The 19,145-nt window shown below is 55.5% G+C and carries 18 protein-coding genes; 6 read left to right on the forward strand and 12 right to left on the reverse strand.

Annotated features, from left to right (window positions below):
* Both BEN30_RS09090 and fdhF read left to right on the forward strand, forming a co-directional pair.
* Positions 1-874: NADH-ubiquinone oxidoreductase-F iron-sulfur binding region domain-containing protein (locus BEN30_RS09090; RefSeq protein ID WP_170827005.1), on the forward strand; the 874-nt coding region annotated here is incomplete at its 5' end.
* Positions 871-3,606 (forward strand): formate dehydrogenase subunit alpha, encoded by a 2,736-nt coding sequence (gene fdhF, locus BEN30_RS09095; RefSeq protein WP_069958034.1) that lies wholly within the window; start codon positions 871-873, stop codon positions 3,604-3,606. The genes BEN30_RS09090 and fdhF, both read left to right, overlap by 4 nt.
* Here the strand turns inward: fdhF and BEN30_RS09100 are convergent.
* From BEN30_RS09100 to BEN30_RS09140, 9 genes are all read right to left on the reverse strand, one after another.
* Positions 3,603-3,941 (reverse strand): winged helix-turn-helix domain-containing protein, encoded by a 339-nt coding sequence (locus tag BEN30_RS09100; RefSeq protein ID WP_245649027.1) that lies wholly within the window; start codon positions 3,939-3,941, stop codon positions 3,603-3,605. The two genes, fdhF and BEN30_RS09100, sit on opposite strands and share 4 nt — an antisense overlap.
* A gap of 77 nt (positions 3,942-4,018) precedes the next feature.
* Positions 4,019-4,300: a hypothetical protein gene (locus BEN30_RS09105; RefSeq protein ID WP_069958036.1), complete on the reverse strand. Its 282-nt coding sequence runs from the start codon at positions 4,298-4,300 to the stop codon at positions 4,019-4,021.
* Positions 4,301-4,552: a MoaD/ThiS family protein gene (locus BEN30_RS09110; RefSeq protein ID WP_069958037.1), complete on the reverse strand. Its 252-nt coding sequence runs from the start codon at positions 4,550-4,552 to the stop codon at positions 4,301-4,303.
* 15 nt (positions 4,553-4,567) lie between these two features.
* Positions 4,568-5,797 (reverse strand): NAD(P)/FAD-dependent oxidoreductase, encoded by a 1,230-nt coding sequence (locus BEN30_RS09115; protein ID WP_069958038.1) that lies wholly within the window; start codon positions 5,795-5,797, stop codon positions 4,568-4,570.
* Between the two features lie 93 nt (positions 5,798-5,890).
* Positions 5,891-7,738, reverse strand: a complete 1,848-nt coding sequence (locus BEN30_RS09120) for an aldehyde ferredoxin oxidoreductase family protein (RefSeq protein WP_069958039.1) — start codon at positions 7,736-7,738, stop codon at positions 5,891-5,893.
* A gap of 14 nt (positions 7,739-7,752) precedes the next feature.
* Positions 7,753-8,232, reverse strand: coding sequence for a 4Fe-4S dicluster domain-containing protein (locus tag BEN30_RS09125; protein WP_069958040.1), 480 nt, complete (start codon positions 8,230-8,232; stop codon positions 7,753-7,755).
* A gap of 332 nt (positions 8,233-8,564) precedes the next feature.
* On the reverse strand, positions 8,565-9,758 hold the full coding sequence (locus BEN30_RS09130; protein WP_139134941.1) for a sensor histidine kinase: 1,194 nt from the start codon (positions 9,756-9,758) through the stop codon (positions 8,565-8,567).
* Between the two features lie 201 nt (positions 9,759-9,959).
* Complete coding sequence (gene serA, locus BEN30_RS09135; protein WP_069958042.1) at positions 9,960-11,537, reverse strand: phosphoglycerate dehydrogenase; 1,578 nt, start codon at positions 11,535-11,537, stop codon at positions 9,960-9,962.
* A gap of 38 nt (positions 11,538-11,575) precedes the next feature.
* Complete coding sequence (locus BEN30_RS09140) at positions 11,576-12,736, reverse strand: phosphoserine transaminase (RefSeq protein WP_069958043.1); 1,161 nt, start codon at positions 12,734-12,736, stop codon at positions 11,576-11,578.
* 262 nt (positions 12,737-12,998) lie between these two features.
* Here BEN30_RS09140 and BEN30_RS09145 point away from each other — a divergent pair, with 262 nt between their 5' ends.
* The 4 genes from BEN30_RS09145 to BEN30_RS09160 all read left to right on the forward strand — a co-directional run bounded on the left by BEN30_RS09145 (position 12,999) and on the right by BEN30_RS09160 (position 14,990).
* Positions 12,999-13,205 (forward strand): hypothetical protein, encoded by a 207-nt coding sequence (locus BEN30_RS09145; protein WP_069958044.1) that lies wholly within the window; start codon positions 12,999-13,001, stop codon positions 13,203-13,205.
* A gap of 187 nt (positions 13,206-13,392) precedes the next feature.
* Complete coding sequence (locus BEN30_RS09150) at positions 13,393-13,740, forward strand: metalloregulator ArsR/SmtB family transcription factor (protein WP_069958045.1); 348 nt, start codon at positions 13,393-13,395, stop codon at positions 13,738-13,740.
* A 24-nt stretch (positions 13,741-13,764) separates the two neighbouring features.
* Complete coding sequence (locus BEN30_RS09155; protein WP_170827006.1) at positions 13,765-14,730, forward strand: permease; 966 nt, start codon at positions 13,765-13,767, stop codon at positions 14,728-14,730.
* A gap of 23 nt (positions 14,731-14,753) precedes the next feature.
* The gene (locus tag BEN30_RS09160) at positions 14,754-14,990 is read left to right on the forward strand and encodes a thioredoxin family protein (RefSeq protein ID WP_069958046.1); all 237 of its coding nucleotides are present in this window, start codon (positions 14,754-14,756) and stop codon (positions 14,988-14,990) included.
* A 3-nt stretch (positions 14,991-14,993) separates the two neighbouring features.
* Here BEN30_RS09160 and BEN30_RS09165 read toward each other — a convergent pair whose 3' ends face one another.
* The 3 genes from BEN30_RS09165 to BEN30_RS09175 all read right to left on the reverse strand — a co-directional run bounded on the left by BEN30_RS09165 (position 14,994) and on the right by BEN30_RS09175 (position 19,093).
* Positions 14,994-16,427: a tetratricopeptide repeat-containing sulfotransferase family protein gene (locus BEN30_RS09165; protein WP_170827007.1), complete on the reverse strand. Its 1,434-nt coding sequence runs from the start codon at positions 16,425-16,427 to the stop codon at positions 14,994-14,996.
* 163 nt (positions 16,428-16,590) lie between these two features.
* Positions 16,591-18,531: an SLC13 family permease gene (locus tag BEN30_RS09170; RefSeq protein ID WP_084005315.1), complete on the reverse strand. Its 1,941-nt coding sequence runs from the start codon at positions 18,529-18,531 to the stop codon at positions 16,591-16,593.
* A gap of 88 nt (positions 18,532-18,619) precedes the next feature.
* A complete protein-coding gene (locus BEN30_RS09175; RefSeq protein WP_139134942.1) occupies positions 18,620-19,093 on the reverse strand; it encodes a DUF4870 family protein in 474 nt (157 codons plus the stop codon).
* Between the last annotated feature and the right edge of the window lie 52 nt (positions 19,094-19,145).

Genomic DNA, 19,145 nt, shown 5'->3' on the forward strand with positions numbered 1-19,145 from the left:
GGAAACGGAACCCGAAAAAGTGCTCACCGGCATGGGCATTGCCGCCCGGGCACTGGACGTACAAGACGTGTTCTTTTATCTCCGCGACGAATACCCCCACATCCGCAGCCAACTGCTTGAAACTTTTGCAAGCTTGCGCATACCGGGCGTCACGTTGCATCTACGCCGCGGTGCCGGGGCGTATATTTGCGGTGAAGAAACGGCCCTGTTGAACAGCTTGGAAGGCAAACGCGGCCAGCCCCGCAACCGCCCGCCCTATCCCGCCCAACACGGTTACAAGGGCCGTCCCACCGTCACGCACAATGTCGAAACCATGTATTGGATCGCCGATATCGCTGAGCGAGGTTCTGATGCCTACGTGTCCGAAGGGCGACCGCGTTTTTATTCCGTATCGGGGCGGGTGAAAAATCCCGGCGTCTACAGAGCGCCCTGCACCTGCAGCGTCGCTGAGTTGATCCACAAGGCGGGCGGCGTGTTGGATGGGCAGCGATTCACCGCCTTCTTACCTGGCGGCGCATCGGGCGGCATTTTCCCGGCCAGCTTCCAAGACAAGGTCCTGGACTTTGGTGTGTTTGAAGACTTCGGCGGGTTTGTCGGTTCTGGGGCGTTGACCGTGTTGTCCGATTTAGACGACGTTTGGGATGTGGCGCGCACATTGATGCAGTTCTTTACGGAAGAAAGTTGTGGCAAGTGCACACCGTGCCGGGTTGGGACGCAAAAAATGCTGGGCTTGCTCGACACCCCCCATAAGCACAGCGACCTCATCCATGAATTGGCGGGCGTCATGCGCGATGCTTCGATTTGCGGCCTGGGTCAGGCGGCCCCCAATCCGGTGCTCACGTTGCTCACCCATTTTGAAAAGGATGGATCATGAGCAAGCCCATTACCTTCTCCTTCAACGGTCAACAGATCACCGCACAACCCGACGAAAGCATCCGAGCGTGCGCCAAGCGATTAGGCTTTGATATTCCAGGCATTTGTTCCGGCATCAACCCTCATTACAGGACGGACGGCAGTTGCCGTTTGTGCATGGTCGAGATCAAAGGCGAACGCACCTTGGCCGCCAGCTGCAAGCGCCAGCCGACGGACGGCATGGATGTTTCAACCACGTCCCCACGTGCCGAAGCGTCTCGTCGTATGGTTATGGAATTGCTGTTGGCTGATCGCCCCGCCTTTACGCCCTCCACCTATCAACCCGCCGATCGGTTTCTGACACTGGGCGAACAGATGGATGTATCGTCCAGCCGCTTCACACCCGCAGCTGATGGCTCAACACCCGACACTTCGCATCCCGCCATCGACGTTGATATGTCCAAGTGCATTTTGTGCACCAACTGTGTACGCGCCTGCCAAGAGATTCAGTCCAACGCCGTCATCGGCATTGCCGGGCGCGGACATTTGGCGCACATCGTGTTCGATCAAGGCGATGCCTTAGCATTCAGCAGTTGCGTCGCTTGTGGGGAATGTGTGCAGGCGTGCCCCACCGGGGCACTGTTGCCCAAAGCCATGCCCCACCCGGTCCTCAAAACCGAGACGGTGGATTCACTGTGTCCCTATTGCGGGGTCGGTTGCCAAGTCACCTATCACGTCAAAGACGACAAAATCATCTATACGGACGGACGGGACGGCCCCGCCAACTTAAGCCGCTTGTGCGTTAAGGGGCGGTTTGGATTTGATTACACCCACCACCCGGACCGCCTGACCAAGCCCCTGATCCGCATCGAAGGCGTTGCCAAAGATCCGGCCATCCTGAACGGCGGCGATGCCTTCGGGCAATTTCGCGAAGCCACCTGGGAAGAGGCGCTTGGCCACGCGGCGGCGTCTTTGGAATCCACCTGCGAAGAATTTGGCGCCGACGCCATCGCCGGATTTGGCTCGGCCAAGGGATCGAACGAAGAAGCATATCTGTTTCAAAAGCTGATGCGCACCGCATTTAAAACCAATAACGTCGATCATTGCACACGACTGTGTCACGCCTCATCGGTTGCCGCCTTGATGGAGGGCATCGGCTCGGGGGCCGTCACCGCACCGTTTACGGACGCTGAAAAAGCCGACGTCATCTTGGTCATTGGGGCGCGCCCTTCGCAAAACCACCCGGTGGCGTCAACCTATATCAAGGCCGCCAAACGTGATGGCGCGAAGCTCATCGTTCTTGATCCGCGCGGTCAAGCATTGAGCCGTCACGCCGACTATGGTGTGCAGTTCAAGCCGGGCGCAGATGTCGCCCTGCTCAATGCCATGCTTCATGTCATCATTACCGAAGACTTGGTCGATCACGCCTACATAGAACAACGCGTCAACGGCTTTGAAGAATTTTCCCAACACATCAAGACCTTTACCCCCGAGCGTATGGCTGAAAAATGCGGTGTGGATGCGGGCACCATCCGCGCCATAGCCCGCACCTTCGCCCAAGCAAAACGGGCCATCATTTTTTGGGGCATGGGGGTTTCGCAGCACACCCATGGCACCGACAACGCGCGCTGTCTGATCGCCTTGGCACTGATCACGGGCAACGTCGGACGCCCCGGCACCGGGTTGCATCCTCTGCGCGGACAAAATAATGTGCAGGGGGCTTCTGACGCGGGGTTAATCCCCATGGTGCTGCCCGACTACACCCGCGTGGACGACGACTTTGGTCGTGGCCGATTTGAAACGGTGTGGCAAATGGCGCTCAATCCCGTGCCTGGTTTGACGGTGGTGGAAATCATGCACGCGGCGCTGGCGGGCGATGTGCGCGCCATGTACATCATGGGCGAAAACCCGGCCATGTCGGACCCGGATTTGAACAAAGCCCGACGCGCCCTGGCGAGCCTCGACCATCTGGTTGTGCAAGACATCTTCATGACCGAAACGGCTATGCTGGCCGACGTCATTTTGCCCGCCACCAGTTTTTATGAAAAGACGGGCAGCTTCACCAATTCAAACCGCCAAGTGCAATTGGGCCGCCAAGTGCTCCCCCCTCCCGGCGATGCCCGTGAAGACTTGATCATCATCCAAGACATCGCCAAACGGCTGGGGCTGGACTGGCACTATAAAAACACCGCCCATGTGTTTGAAGAAATGCGCCGGGTGATGCCGTCCCATGCGGGCATTTCACACCAGCGCCTGGAACGCGAAGGATCTGTCACGTACCCCTGCACATCTGAGGAGCACGCGGGCGAAGAGATTTTGTTTGGTGAAGGTTTTCCCATGGCCTCAGGCAAAGCCCGATTGGTCCCCGCCCAGACGCTGGCCCCCGATGAAGAACCCGATGAAGCTTATCCCTTTATTTTAACCACCGGGCGCATGTTGGAACATTGGCACACCGGAGCGATGACCCGTCGCGCCTCAGTGCTCGACGCCCTGGAACCCGGCCCCGTCATAGCTCTACACCCAAAGGATTTGGCCCAGCTTGGACTTGTCGCGGGGGATGGCGTGACGCTCACCAGTCGACGCGGCACGCTCACCGCCGCCACCCGTGCGGATTCAGATGTCCCCCAAGGCGTGGTGTTTTTAGCGTTTGCCTTTCATGAGGCGGCGGCGAACTTGCTCACCAACCCATCGCTTGATCCGTTTGGGAAAATTGCCGAGCTGAAATACTGTGCGGTGAAGGTGGAAAAAACTTAGCCTTCTTTGCTGGGGTCTTTGAGCAGCTTGGCAAACGCGCGTGCTTCGACCTCAACGCTTTTGGCAGCCTTTGTTTCCATATCTTGATAGCGCGCAATCACATCCTGGCCCAAAGGCGTGACGACAGCACCACCACCGCCTTTGCCACCGGTGCTGGTCACAATCAAATCGGATGTAAAGCAGCTGTTCATGGTGTCCACCAACATCCATGCACGGCGGTAGCTCATGCCCATTTCGCGCGCCGCCCCCGATATGGAACCGTGATGGTGAATGGCTTGCAACAGGCCGACTTTGCCCGGCCCCAACGCCGTTGCCGCTCCAATAGAGATACGCACGCGCGGACCTTTTGACGCTGATTTGAGTTTGGAAGATTTTTTCACCATCTGAGAATTATAAACACAACTCAGCGGGTTCAGCCACCACCGCGATGAAAATATCTTTCAAACCGCGCTATGGCAGCTTCGGCATCTTCTGAAGAATAGCCATCCAGCTCTAAACTCACCTTGGCGCGGGGGATGGAAAATCCGCCCAAGGCAAAGTTGGCTTGCGGCTCGAAGGTGATGGTGAAGGTGCGGGCCCCGGTGCTCAGCACCGCTTGTTTGCCGTCCCAAGTGTAAGCATCGCTGTCCAGTGCTCGAGCCAAAGTGTCGAGAAACATCTTTTGTGTCAGCGCCATTTCTTTGCTGATTTTCATTTAACCACCCGCGACAGGTGGCCAAATCGCCAAGGCTTCGCCTTCGTTCAAAACCCGCGTTTCACGCTCAGACGGCGCAACGTAGACGCCGTCGACCAGCACCAGATGACAATGTTCTTGCGGCAAATTGATGGAGCGGATGACATCCATCACCGTCGCGTCATCGGCAACGGTGATGTCCACTTGGTTTTTGTGTGCGCCGTCGGGCAGATACTTATCCAACAGCGCAAACAATTTGATGGTGATTTTCACAGGCGACTGTCCAACTCAACCCTGGGTGCAGGCCACATAGGCTTGGGCGATGAGGCTGGGATCTTTTTTCAATTTATCTTTCCACGCCCCCAATCGCACCCGCGTTTGGATGAGACCGCGCAGCACACCGATTTGATCCGTGCGTCCCAACATCAACGCTCCCACCAAATGATCGCCATGAAATGCCAACTTGGTGTAACGATGGTCGTCCTGATCGAGCATCACCGCAACGTCGTCTTCGCCCATCCAATGGCCGAACGACGCCGACACCAAACCCATTGTGTCAAGCACGTTCATGATCAAGCTGCCCCGGTATTTGGCATCCGCACCCGCCATATTCAACGCCGCAATGCGTCCGTGTTCGACAGACGTCGGCTGCACCGCATGAACATGAAACCCACCGCCAAAGTCCGGGCCTTGGGCCACGTCACCGGCGGCGTAAATGTTGGGTACCGATGTTTGCAAGCGATCATCGACTTCGATGCCCACATCAATGGCGACGCCGGAACCTTTCAAGAAATCGGTGTTGGGTTTAACGCCCACCGACACCACCACCAAGTCAGCCGGAAGATGCCCCGCTTTGTCGGTGCTGACCGACAGGGACCCGCCAATTTCGGAAACACTGGTCACTTTGGTCGACGTCAGTAAATAGACGCCCTGCGCTTCGACCCAGCGCTTCAGCATATCGCCGCCGGTTTCATCCATCATGCGCGAAATCATCCGGTCTTCGGCTTCAACGACGGTCAAATTGACGCCGCGTTCAACCAGACTTTCCAAAATGATACAGCCGATAAAGCCGGCCCCCATCAGCACTACATTGGAACCCGCTTGGGCAAGCGCCGCAATGGCCCGGGCGTCTTCCAAGGTCCAACAATGGTGGACACCCTTTAAGTCTAAACCGGGCACGGGCGGCGTGACCGGGGTCGCCCCGGTCGCCACCAGCAACTTGTCGTAATCGAGACTTTGACCGTCTTCAAGAACAACCGTGCTCTTTTGCGGATCGACTTGGGCTGCGCGGCCTCGCTTGTAGAGAATGCCAAGGCGGTCGTAATACTCATCCGCTTTGCGCAAATACGTTCCGTCTTCGGTGATTTTGCCCGTCAGCAGATAGGGTATCGCCATGCGCGAATAGGGCGGCGCATCTTCACCGCCCACCAAAATGACTTGTCCCGAAGGATCAGCTTTGCGCAGAGTCTCAGCGGCCACGACGCCCGCCGGTCCTGCACCAAGTATCACGTATTTCATAAGGACCTCCCAAAGTGCGAAACCCCGCCCGCCCTCTCCCAATCGGGAAAAAAACGGGCGGGGCTTCGGTTTTTAGCGCGCGATGCTCAAGCCTTAGAGAACCAAGCGGCCCAAGGTATCATTGGTGGGCACGCCGTCCGGAGTCCAGCCGCGCAGGGCGTAATATTCCGGCAGCATTTTGCCCAATTCGTTGACTTTGCCTTCGGCGGGGCCGGTTTTGGCCGCATCCTTCAACAAACGCTTGGGCAGGGTGTCGTCTTTTCCGGTAAAGCCCGCATCCATGTTGAATTTGCGCTCCAAATTCCAGATCCGTTCGCCGACCTCCAACAGCTTTTCAACGCTCCAGTCACCTTCGCACGCCGCGGCGATTTGCGGTGCAATGTTGTCCATCGACCAGGCAAACGTGGTGAACACGCAGATCCCGGCACTGTCCACCGCACCGGTGGCGTCTTGGAAGGCGATGACCAAACCGGCCTTGCCGTCAGATGACAATGGATCGGTCTTTTCCGGAATGCCCAGAACTTCGGACGCAACCGTATAGCCGCGCAAGTGACAGGCCCCGCGGTTGGACGTTGCATAGGTCAAACCCATGCCCTGAATGCCGCGCGCATCGTAGGCCGGAAACTCTTGACCTTTGACCGACATGGACAAGTCGGGGTGTCCATATTTTTCGGTGAGCAGTTTCGAGCCCAAACCGATTTCAGCGCCAAAGCCTTCGCCCCGGCCCGTCAATTCGGCCAAGGTGGTGAGCGTTTCGGCATTGCCCCAGGTGAGTTCCAGACCACCCGTATCTTTGGTGGTGATCACGCCCATTTCATACAATTCCATCGCCGCGCCAACGGTAGCGCCAAACGAGATGGGGTCGAAGCCTTGTTCGTTACAAATGAAATTGGCAAACGTCAGAGCGTCCAAATCATTGACCCCGTTGGCCGCGCCCAACGCCCAAGCGGCTTCGTATTCCAAACCACCAGACGCCATTTGGTACTGCTTGCGATCTTTGACCGTATAGTGGGTGGGATCGATGGTCGAAATACGACCGCAGCCGATTGTGCAGCCAAAGCAGGCTCCGTTGCGGGTCAGGTTGGCCTTACCGTCAGAGCGACGCGTTTCGTGCATGGCTTCGGCGGAAATGTCCGAAGCGCCGGCAAACTGAACGTCTTTGTGATTGCGCGTCGGCAATGCCCCACATTCGTTGATCACATTCATCAACACCTGGGTCCCCATGGCGGGTAAGCCTTCGCCCGTCACGGCATTTTCCGCCAACACGGCTTTGGCTTCCGAAGTCGCTTTCATGAACGCAATCGGATCGCGCACTTGGACGCCTTTGGTACCGCGCACAGCCACCGCTTTTAAGTTTTTCGAGCCCATCACCGTACCCACGCCGGAACGCCCGGCAGCACGATGCAGATCGTTGACGATCCCGGCAAACTTAACGCCGACTTCGCCCGCCTGACCGATGGACGCGACCCGCAATTGCGGGTCTTGGTGTTCAGCCTTGAGACCTTTTTCCGTTTCCCAAACGGTGCGTCCCCAATAGCCTGACGCATCCACCAACTGGGCCACGTCGTCTTGGACCAACAGGTATACGGGTTTGGGCGACTTGCCTTCAAAGATGATCATGTCCCAGCCCGCGAATTTCAGCTCTGCGCCAAAAAATCCGCCAGAGTTGGAACACGCAATCGCGCCTGTCAACGCACCCTTGGTGATCACGGACCAGCGACCACCCGTGGACGCCGCCGTGCCTGTCAACGGCCCAGTGGCGATGATCAGTTTGTTGTCGGGCGACAGTGGATCAACGCGCGGGTCAATTTCCTCGCACAGGTACTTGGTCGCCAAACCCCGCTGACCGAGATATTTTTGCGCCCAATCCATGTTGAGCGGTTCTTCCTGACACGTGCCCTTGGTTAGGTTCACGCGGAGAATTCGTTTTGCCCATGACATATCCGTATCCTCCCTTAAGCGCTGGCTTGAGCACCGGCGTCGGTCGCCTGTGCCCATGCCTTCATTTTTGCATACCCCGTCGCAGCCGCGTCGGTGTAGGTGATGGCCCCGGTCGGGCACGCCTTGGCACACGCTGGGTCGCCACCGCACAGATCACACTTGATGACCTTGCCGGAAGACGGATTGTAATTCACCGTGCCGAACGGACACGCGATGGTGCAAACTTTACACCCCACACACAAGGCGTTCGAGATGACCTTGGCCCCCGTGAGCGGTGCCACCGAAATGGCGTCAACCGGGCACGCCTGCATACACCAAGCGTCGTCGCACTGGGTGCAGGTGTAGGGCACGAAGCGTCCCTCATCGTGAAAATTGAAAACTTTTATGCGGGATTTCGCGGGGTTGGATACCCCTTCGTTGACCATCGAACAGGCAACTTCGCACTGTTCGCACCCGGTACACTTACCGGCGTCAAGTACCAAAGCTTTTTCCATGTGCACCTCCCATGATTTACCAGGCTATCATCAACCCGGTTGCAGCTTGTCGCGGCAAGCTGAAAACAAGACAGAAGCGGAAGGAAAACATCGCTCAAGCGGCTCATACACATGATTGCCAGCCCAAGCCGTTTTTCAAATTATTTTTCTAATTCCATAACTCGTCTGTGTACTTTACAAGCGACTTACAAACTCCCGCAAATAGTCATTTGTATGACCATTGAATTCCCCCAATATTAAGCACCCAACTTGGCTATAGGCGCAAGAGTATTTTTTTGAATTTTTCTAGAAGTTGTTGAGCACCTGTCTCAAACATACATAGACAACCAAGTCTAACTTGCCTTTACGACACGGGAACGCTGCTCAGGGAAAGAGACCGTCACGGTCGTCCCCAGCCCTTTTTCGCTCTCAATTTGAAAATGACCGCCGTGCAAAAGAACCAGGCCCTGGGTTAATGGAAGTCCCAAACCGGTGCCTTCCAGGTCCTTGTTGGTGGCACGATCGACTTGGCCGAATTTGGTCATCGACTTTGCGATTTCATCTTCCGTCATGCCTTGACCCGTGTCTTTAACTTTAAACACGTGGCCTTCCCCTGAACGGCAACTCACGGTGAGGGCCACCAGGCCTTGAGGGGCCGTGAATTTGATGGCATTGGACAACAAGTTGAGCAAAATCTGTTTCAGGCGACGCTCATCCGCCACAAGGCGCGGGGTATCACATCCGACAAACGTTTCCAAACAGACTTGACGTTTTTCAGCCAAAGGATTGGCCATGCGCTGAACGGCCTGAACAACATCTTCAACGTTCAAGATTTCTTCATAGAGTTCCAGCTTCTCGGCTTCAATCGCTGAAACGTCCAATATGTCGTTGATCAGCGACAATAAATGCTCTCCGGATGCGGCAATGTCATCAATATATTCCTTGTATTTGGGGTGACCGATGGGGCCGAACACCTGTTCACGGATGGAGTGGGAAAACCCGATGATCGCATTCAGGGGCGTGCGCAACTCATGACTCATGTTGCTGAAAAATTGAGACTTGGTCTGCGACAGCGCCTCCGCCTTATCACGCGCTTCACGCAATTCTTGGGTTTGCTCGTCCACCAACTGTTGCAAATGATCGCGATGAGACAGCAGTTCTTGTTCAATCTGTGTACGCTTGGTGATGTCTCGCCACACCACATGCACCAAAGTGCGACCCTCGAAGGGTACGGCGGTGAGCAGCACTTCAACCGGAAAATCTTTGCCATTGGCGCGGGTATGCACCCAGCGAAAGCGGTGGCTACCCACCTCCAGCGCCAGCGCGATCATTTCATTGGCTTTGTCGAACGAGGGTTGGCCATCGGGTTGGTGTGAAGGAGACAACTGCGAAGGGTGCGTTGAAAACAATTCAGAGCGGCTCGTATAACCCAGCATATCCAACGTTGCTTGGTTAAAATCAACGAACTTACCGTCATCGATGACCAGCATCGCATCGGCGGAATGTTCAAATAAAACCTTATATCGATCATTGTGGCGGGAGTTCACAAAAGGCACACCTTCAATATTACAGCGACAATTGGCGCAAATTTCAGTCAAACACAATAACAGTGTATAGTCCAATTATAGTACGAGAAATGCGGTGATGAGCAAAGTCCCATTTTCATTACCTTTCCGGGAATGCGCGGGACATGAAAAAGGCCCCCCGAAGGAGGCCCTTTTTTTTTGCAGAGAGGTGTTTGCGTTTTGTTAGAAGCGCAGCGCCTGGGCGCGCATGACTTGCGGCAAGGCACGCAGTTCATCAAGCACGTTGTCGTCAACGGCTTGATCGATTTCGATCAACGCCAACGCTTCGCCGCCTTCTTCGGCACGGCCCAAGTTAAAGGTCGCAACGTTGATGCCCGCATTGCCCAAAACGGTGCCCAGGCCGCCAATAAAGCCGGGTTTGTCTTGGTTGGTGAGGAACAGCATGTGCTTGCCCAACTTGGCGTCCATGGAGATGCCTTTGATATCGACGATGCGCGGATCTTTACCGGCAAACAGCGTGCCTTTAACCGTGCGGGTTTGCGCTTCGCTGGTAACCGTCAACGAAACCAAGGTCTGGTATTCGGTCGGGCGGTCATGCTTGACTTCCGTAACGTCGATGTCGCGCTCTTTGGCGATGAGCGGGGCCGAAACCATGTTCACGCCTTCCAACATCGGGCTCAGCAAACCTTGCAAAATGACCGCTGTGATGGGCTTGGTGTTTAGCTCAGCCGCATGACCTTCGTATTCGATAACCACCGATGAAATGCCCGATTGGGTCACTTGACCGGCAAAGCTGCCCAACTGTTCGGCCAACTTCATGTAAGGCGCCAACTTGGGTGCGTCTTCGGCCGACACGCTGGGCATGTTCAGCGCGTTGGTGACGGCACCGTCAAGCAGGTAGTCCGAGATCTGTTCCGCGATTTGCACCGCGACGTTGACCTGGGCTTCGGTGGTGCTGGCACCCAAATGCGGTGTGCAGATCACGTCTTCGCGACCGAACAGGGCGTTTTCTTTGGCCGGTTCAACTTCAAACACGTCCAACGCCGCACCGGCACATTTGCCGCTGTTCAGGGCGTCCAGAAGGTCGGCTTCGACCACCAAGCCGCCACGGGCACAGTTGATGACCCGCACGCCGTCCTTCATTTTGGCGAACGCATCCTTGTTGATGATGCCGCGCGTGCTGTCGGTCATGGGGGTGTGCAGGGAAATAAAATCGGCACGGGCGAACAGCTCGTCCAATTCGACTTTTTCTGCACCAATGTCTTGAGCGCGTTCCGGCGACAGGTACGGATCATACGCGACCACCTTCATCTTCAGGCCGATGGCGCGTTCCGCCACACCGGAACCGATGTTGCCCGCACCGATCAGGCCCAGCGTCTTGCCCATGACTTCCACGCCCATGAAGCGGGATTTCTCCCACTTGCCCGCGTGGGTCGAGGCGTTGGCCGCCGGGATTTGGCGCGCCACCGCCATCATCAGGGTGATGGCGTGTTCGGCGGTGGTGATGGCGTTGCCGTAGGGCGTGTTCATCACCACGATGCCCTTGGCGGTCGCGGCGGCCTTGTCGATGTTGTCGGTGCCGATGCCGGCCCGGCCAACCACTTTCAGGTTGTCGGCGGCAGCGATGATTTCGGCCGTGGCCTTGGTGGCGGAACGAATGGCCAAGCCATCGTACTGGCCAATGCAGGCTTTCAACTCATCCGGCGTCATGCCCGGTTTGTAGTCAACGTCAACGCCGCGTTCTTTGAAAATTTGTTCGGCGCGCGGGCTCATCTTGTCGGAAATGAGAACTTTAACCATGGGGTTCGTCCTTTTTATCGATAGAAAACAGGAATGGCTTAAAGACCAGCTTTGATTTCAGCGAACGCCCAATCCAGCCACGGCAGCAATGCTTCCATGTCGGACGTTTCCACCGTCGCACCGGCCCAGATGCGCAGCCCCACAGGGGCGTCTTTATAAGCGCCAATGTCATAAGCGACACCCTCGCCGTCCAGCAACTTCACCAGCTTTTTCAACTCAGCGCCCTGCACGTCAGCATCAAGGGCGGTAAAGGCCGGGTCTTTAACCTTAAGACACACCGAGGTGTTGGAGCGGGTCGCTTTGTCTTCGGCCAAAAACGCCACCCAGTCGGATTTTTCGACCCAGGCTTCCAATGCCGCCAAGTTGGCGTTGGAGCGCTGAACAAGCGCCTTCAACCCGCCAAGGCTTTCGGCCCATTTCAGGCCATCCAAGGCGTCTTCGACCGCAATCATGGACGGGGTGTTGATGGTCTCGCCCTTAAACAGGCCTTCGCTCAACTTCCCGCCTTTGGCCATGATGAAGATTTTCGGCATGGGCCAAGGGGGAGTATAGGTTTCCAATCGCTCGACAGCGCGGGGGCTCAAAATCAGCATGCCGTGCGCAGCTTCACCGCCCATCACCTTCTGCCAAGAATATGTAATGACGTCCAACTTGTTCCACGGCAGCTCCATGGCGAATGCGGCCGAGGTTGAATCGGCAATCACCAAACCAGCGCGGTCGTCGGGAATCCAGTCGCCATTGGGAACTTTGACGCCCGACGTGGTGCCGTTCCAGGTGAAGATCACATCGCGGGAAAAATCGACTTGGGACAAATCGGGGATTTGGCCATAGTCAGCCTTGGTGACTTTCACGTCGTCCAGCTTCAGTTGCTTGGTGACGTCGCCGGCCCAGCCTGCGCCAAAGCTTTCCCACACCAACAGCTCAACGCCGCGCGGTCCCAGCAAGGACCACATGGCCATTTCAACCGCACCGGTGTCAGAAGCAGGTACGATGGCAATTCGGTAATCATCGGGCACACCCAAGATGGCGCGGGACCGATCGATGGTTTCGGCAAGCTTCTTTTTGCCCGGAGCGGATCGGTGCGAGCGCCCGGTTAAGGCGTCTGACAGCGCGTCCACGGTCCAACCGGGACGCTTGGCGCACGGGCCAGACGAAAAATTGGGGTTGGCGGGGCGAATTTGAGGTTTGGCATTGGTCATGAAAAAATCCCTTCTATGGCTCAATAGCGAAGGGATTTCCAAAAACGCGATCAGGGCAGAAAAGTGTCCGCAGCTGATTTGGTCTTCAAATGTAAGCCCTTCGCCTTACGGCAGAAGGGTCGCGACCCGTTGGGAGGTCGTGGCCCGCAGACGGTATAGCCGAGTCCGGGTGTCGGACACAAGATGATTTACGCCTGTCCGCTCAATTCTGTGCTAAATTGACCGTGAAACAACCAAGCCACACAAGAAAGGCAAACGTAAAATGACCAAAGCAAGAGCCAGTCAACGCGCCAAATCAAACGCGCTTAAACTCGCCAAAAAGCGCGCTGCCGCTGCCGCAGCCCCCGAAGACCAATCGCAACAGACAGGACGTTTCAGCGCCGAAACCCTGGCGCAAAAAAGCCCTCACGGCAATGTGAACGCCAATAACTTCGCTGGCGCAAAACGCGGCTCGGCGCGCTCGAAGTAAAGTGCCCCTTTCAACGTTTCTCGCCCATGACCCTCAAGGTCAGTGCGAGAAACGGCAATGGTGGCTCTGTTCAGCCTCCCTTATTTCAATTCCCCCAACCAAAAACATATGCACAAACATATATATGGTTGACCGTATATGGGTATTGATGTACATTCAGATACTCCTCCCCTACTCCGTGATTACGATGACCCATAACGACATCTTCAAAGCCCTTGCTGACGAAACGCGGTTGCGCTGTTTGACGCTGCTGGCGCGGGAAGGAAATCTGTGCGTGTGCGAACTGTGCCATGCGACCGATTTGTCCCAGCCCAAGATTTCCCGCCACCTGGCCTCGCTCAGAAACCAAGGGATCGTTGTTGATCGTCGCCAAGGCCAATGGGTGTTTTACGAAATTGATGCCGATCTGCCCCGGTGGGCTCAAGACATTGTGCAGACGGCTTCGGAAGGATTAAGGGATTGCATCCCTTTCGCGACGGATATCGCGCGTCTCAAAAAAATGAAGGGGCGTCCCCAGCGGTGCTGCGCAGCCTGACGCGAGACCATTTAGGGGGTCTTAATGTTTCAAATTTTTACCCAGCTTGCTGATTTTGTGACGTTTGATGTGCTGAGCCTGACGGCCGGTTCGCGCTTGGGCGAAAGCGTTCATTTTTTTATTGAAGACGTCACAAAGATTTTCACGCTTTTGATTGTGATCATTTATGCCATCGGGTTTTTTCGCGCCATGCTGTCACCGGAACGGGTGCGCAAGATCGTCGGCGGACGGTCGCGCTTCATCTCTTATCCCCTAGCCGTCGGATTGGGTGCGGTGACTCCGTTTTGTTCGTGTTCATCAGTTCCGCTGTTCATTGGTTTTTTAGAAGCGGGCATTCCCCTTGGCGTGACCATGGCTTTTCTCATCGCGTCACCCATGATCAACGAAGTGGCTGTGGTGATCCTGGCCGCGGCGGTGGGGTGGAAAGTTGCACTTTTGTATGTCGCAGCAGGATTGGTCGTCGGCATTGTGGGCGGGTTATTGATTGAAGTCTTAAAGTTGGAACGCTGGGTCGAAGACTATGTGTGGAAAATCCGCATGGGCGAAACGGTGCTGCAAAAGGTCAACACAACTTTGAAAGACCGCCTCGCCTACGCGCAAGCACAAGTGAAAGAAATCGTCGGACGCATCTGGGTCTATGTGCTCATCGGCATCGGCGTGGGGGCCGTTCTGCATGGTTATGTTCCACAATCCTTCTTCGTGGAGTACGCCTCAGCCGACAATCTGTTTGCCGTTCCCATGGCGGTGATCATGGGCGTGCCGCTCTATTCCAATGCAACCGGCGTCATCCCCATTGTTGAAGCTTTGATGGCAAAAGGGGTTCCCCTGGGCACGGTTCTCGCCTTGATGATGAGCGTCGCCGCCATCTCCTTGCCGGAAATGATCATTTTGCGGAAGGTCCTCAAAGTGCCCCTCATCGCCACATTCACGGCCATTCTCTTTTTCTCATTTGTCGCTGTTGGATATTTATTCAACGCGCTCCTGACTTAACTCATTCAAAAAGGAACACCGTTATGAAAAATTTCAAGGTCCTCGGATCTGGGTGCAAAAACTGCATCAACACAGTCGCCCTTATCGAAAAAACAGCCGCAGAACTGAACGTTGACGTGACGGTGGAAAAAGTCACCGACATCGCCGACATCATGGGCTATGGCGTGATGTCCACACCGGGCGTGGTGCTCGATGAACACGTCGTTCATGCTGGCGGCATGCCCACCCATGACATGGTTGCCGCGTGGATCAAAGGCTAAAAATCACCTCGACAGCCCCTCAATCAACACCTGGATATGTTTTTCATAACGCTTCCAGCGGGCCACGAAGTTTTTGTGAATGCCTTCGCGGACTTGTGATGCACTGGCCGTGCGTATGCTGCGATCAGATTGTCCGACGTTCAGACATTCATCTTCCCAGGGGAGATCGCAAAACGCGATGATCCGACGCGCTTGGTCTTCCGGGTTTTCGACCAAAGCTTCATAAGACACATCTAGAATTTGTGCTCCCATGACGCTGCGCCAATGCGCCATCAGGTTCGAATAGGCTTTAAAGTAACGAACCAAATCGCCTTGATCGAATGTATACCTGTGTTGCTCCGTAAACATTTGGCGATAATTGGCCAGGCACGTATCGATAGGGTCCCGTTGGCAGTGAATGATCCGTGCATTTGGAAACGCCAAAGCGACAACGCCGAGATAAGGAAAATTTCCCGGCATCTTATCTGTAAAGTTGGGCTGCGTGATGTCAAAAGACTTCACTTCGTCCAAATAGTCCGCCGCAATTTTTTTGATGTCTTTGCCTTTCCACCGCGCCACCGTGTCCGGGTAATTGAGTCCTGGGCGCGCGCCGATGAATTCAACTGCCGCAGACAAAAAAGGCAATTCCCCGCAAGCCTGCACGTCACTGTGTCCCGCGATGACTTGTTCAACCAACGTTGTGCCGGAACGCGGCATCCCGACAATGAAAATTGGCCGAGGCGTAACTTGGTTTGGACTGACAAGACCGTCCAAACGGTCTTTGGGAAAAGCCTCCGCAATGGACTGCATCCACTGCTCATCATCAGAAACATCGTAGTTTTGCACGGATGCAACCAGTTGATTGGCTTGCTCAAGAAAGGCAAAGGCCTGATCATCTTCTTTTGCGCGTTCAAACGTTGCAAACAAAGCAAATAAAACTTGAGCACGCTGATGGGGCGCGTTTTGAAAATGTGAGACAGCCTCCATCATGCGCTCCGTGTCTTGCCCCATGGTGGACCGCCCCATTTCAGCAAGCGATTTCCACGCAAAGGGGTGGAACGGGTCCAAACTTAACGTGGCGCGAAACATCTCTTCGGCCCGGTCCGCATCTCCTATCGCCCGGCATGTGGTTCCCATTGCATAGTGGACTTGGGGCGCATGCGGCTCTAGACGCAAGGCATGTTCCAAATGCTCATAGGCAAGACTTGCTTTGTTGAGCGCATTGAGCGCCTCAGCCATATTCAGGTGTGTTTGCGCATCACCCGGTTTCAGCTTAAGGGCCTTGGTAAAATGCGCGAGCGCTTTTGCATATTGCCCGTTTACCATATTCACGACGCCCAAAATATTATAGGCATTATAGGCATCGCTGGACTCACGGTGCACACTCAGAAGCCTTAAGGCCAGTTTCTGAGCAAAATCAAATCGCCCCAGATTCAGGGCCGCAATAGCCGTTCTCACCAGCAATTCCGGGTTTTTTTATGGTGCTTGAGCAAAGCCTCAAATGCTGCCAAGGCCGCAGGCTTGTCCCCTTGGTGCTGTAATATTACAGCCTTCTTCATCTGCTCTTCGAAAGACATGTGGTCTGCTTTCCCTGACACGATACAAAGCGAGTATGGACTCTTTATAGCCCATAATACCAAGGCATAAACAAACTAAACACCAACCAGATGAGCAAGATCAGCGGAATTCCGGCGCGCGCGAAATCTCCAAAACGGTAATGACCCGGCCCCATCACCATCAAGTTGGTTTGGTAGCCGATGGGCGACGCGAACGAACAGTTGGCGGCAAACACTACAGCCACCGCAAACGCTTCGATCGGCGCGTTGATGGAGATCGCCAAGTCCACGGCAATGGGGGTAAACAACACCGCGAGGGCCTGGGAACTGATGACGTTGGTGAGCATCACCAAGGTGATGAAAAAGACCGACAACACCGCCCACGGACCGGCACCTTCAAACATTCCCATCACCGAGTTGGCGGCATAATGCGCCCCGCCCGTAATATGCAGAGCTGCCCCCATGGCCAAAGCCGCGGGAATCATGGTGAGGATTTTGGTGTCGACGGCGCGAAAGGCTTGGCGAATATTCAACACCCCCAGCCCCACCATCGCCGCCGCCCCGGTTAGCCCCGCCATAACAATCGGCACCAGTCCCGTCGCCGCCGCAATGACCACCGCGATCAGCACCGTTGCAGCGCGTTTGGCGTGATGATGGGCTGGCAATTCGGCGGCCGACCATTCGATCAGCAAGACGTCTTGATTGGTGCGCAACGCCTGCACATCGTCGGGACGGCCTTGAACCAACAACACGTCGCCGGCCTGCAAACGGATTTCCGTTAACTGCGAACGGATCATACGTGAGCGGCGTTGCACCCCCAGCACAATGCAATGAGTCTTAAAGCGAAAACCCACTTGCGGCAGGGTTTGACCAATGAAGCGCGATGCAGGCGGGATCATGGTTTCGGCCAGCACCCGTTCCCCGCCATGCCACGGCATGCCATCGTCATCCAGTTGTGCGTCGTCGGCAACCTCGGCTTCATTTTCCGCCCGATGTCCGGCCGTTAGACGCACAGCGCCAGCTGCGGCACCTTCCAAGTCGGGATAGAGCCCTGCCCCCTCCCGCGCCAAAACATTCTGAATTTCTTGGCGTGTGGCGGCCACCACCAACACATCACCGGGGCGCGCTTGATAGTCTTCGAAGGGCGGTAAAATGGCTTCTTCTTCGCGCTGAACCATACGCAAAGTCATGTTGCCCAATGCCGGGAAAATGCCGCCAACGGCTTTTTTATCCACCAAATGAGATTGCGCACCAACGGTGACTTGAGCGATGTATTGCTTGCCCCCCGTTTTGCCGCTGACCAAACTTTCGGCCATCCCTTCACGGCGGGGCAACAGTAATGGGGCAACGCCCAACAAATAGACCAAGCCCACCGCCGCCAAAACCAAGCCCGGCACCGTAAAGTCAAAAAAGTTGAACGGTTTTTGATCAATACTGATCAGAGCAGAATTCACCAACAAGTTGGAGCCCGATCCAATCAGGGTCGTCATGCCGCCCAAGATTGCGGCGAAGCTCAGCGGCATCATCAGCTTGCTGGGGGGCATGTCAAACCTGTCCGCCAGCGCTTGCATGATGGGAATGAAAATCACCACCACGGGAATATTGTTGAGAAAACCGCTGACCAAGGTCGCGGTCAGCAACACCGCCAAAATAGATAACCAACTGGCCCCGCCACAGCACTTCAAAACAAAGTGCGCGGCCACATCCAGGACCCCCGTGCGCACCATGCCTTGGCCGATCACCAGCAAGGCCAACACCGTAATCAACGCTGGATTGGAAAATCCCGACAGCAATACTTCGGCGGACAAGACGTTTTTAACTTCGCCCGCAGGACCTGAACCCGCAACGGGAAAAATATAAAAAAAGATCATTAACACGCACAGCACGCCCAAAGACGTGACTTCAATAGCCACCGTTTCCCAGGCATACAGGGCGAAGGCAGCAACGATGACACCAAACGTCACCCACATTTGAAAATCGGCTGAAACCGTGGCACTGGCGTGCATGGCGTCCCCTTTGGTCCATCCCCCCCATAACATGCCTTCGATCTTAGGGTTTAGGTTAGGCGGAAAAAGCGCAAGAGGGAATGGGAATTTAGCCGAACAACAGGCTTTTGGGGTTGGGAATGAACTGGTTATTTTCCAGCAAAACCCAGCCACGCACAATCCGAATCACGTACCACAACGGCAGCACCCACAGCATAAACATCCCAACGCCAAAGACAAACGTCAACAGCCCCACCAAGATCAGCAACAGCCCACCCCAAAAGGTCCTGATCAGGAACGTGTAATGGCTGTGCAGCCAAGGCGATGCCTCACTACGAGCCACATAGGCCAAGATCAAACCGATCAACATAGGAAAACCGCTGATTGACGCAATGGCGTACAGCGCATACGTCAACCTTGGCATGGCCAATGGGGTGTTGACGAAGCCCTTCACGTCATCAAAATCCATAGATGGCCTGGCTTGCGCATTTCCTCCCGTATCGAAACCGGAGCTTTCGTGCGATCCGTGCGAACCGGGGGGAATGATTTCAGGTTCTGATCCACCATTATGTGCGCTCATCATCGCGCCCTCTCAAAGTTTTCGGAAATCTGGATATAAGCGCGTTTTTAAAGAG

Source organism: Magnetovibrio blakemorei (assembly GCF_001746755.1).
GTDB classification, from domain to species: Bacteria; Pseudomonadota; Alphaproteobacteria; order Rhodospirillales; family Magnetovibrionaceae; genus Magnetovibrio; species Magnetovibrio blakemorei.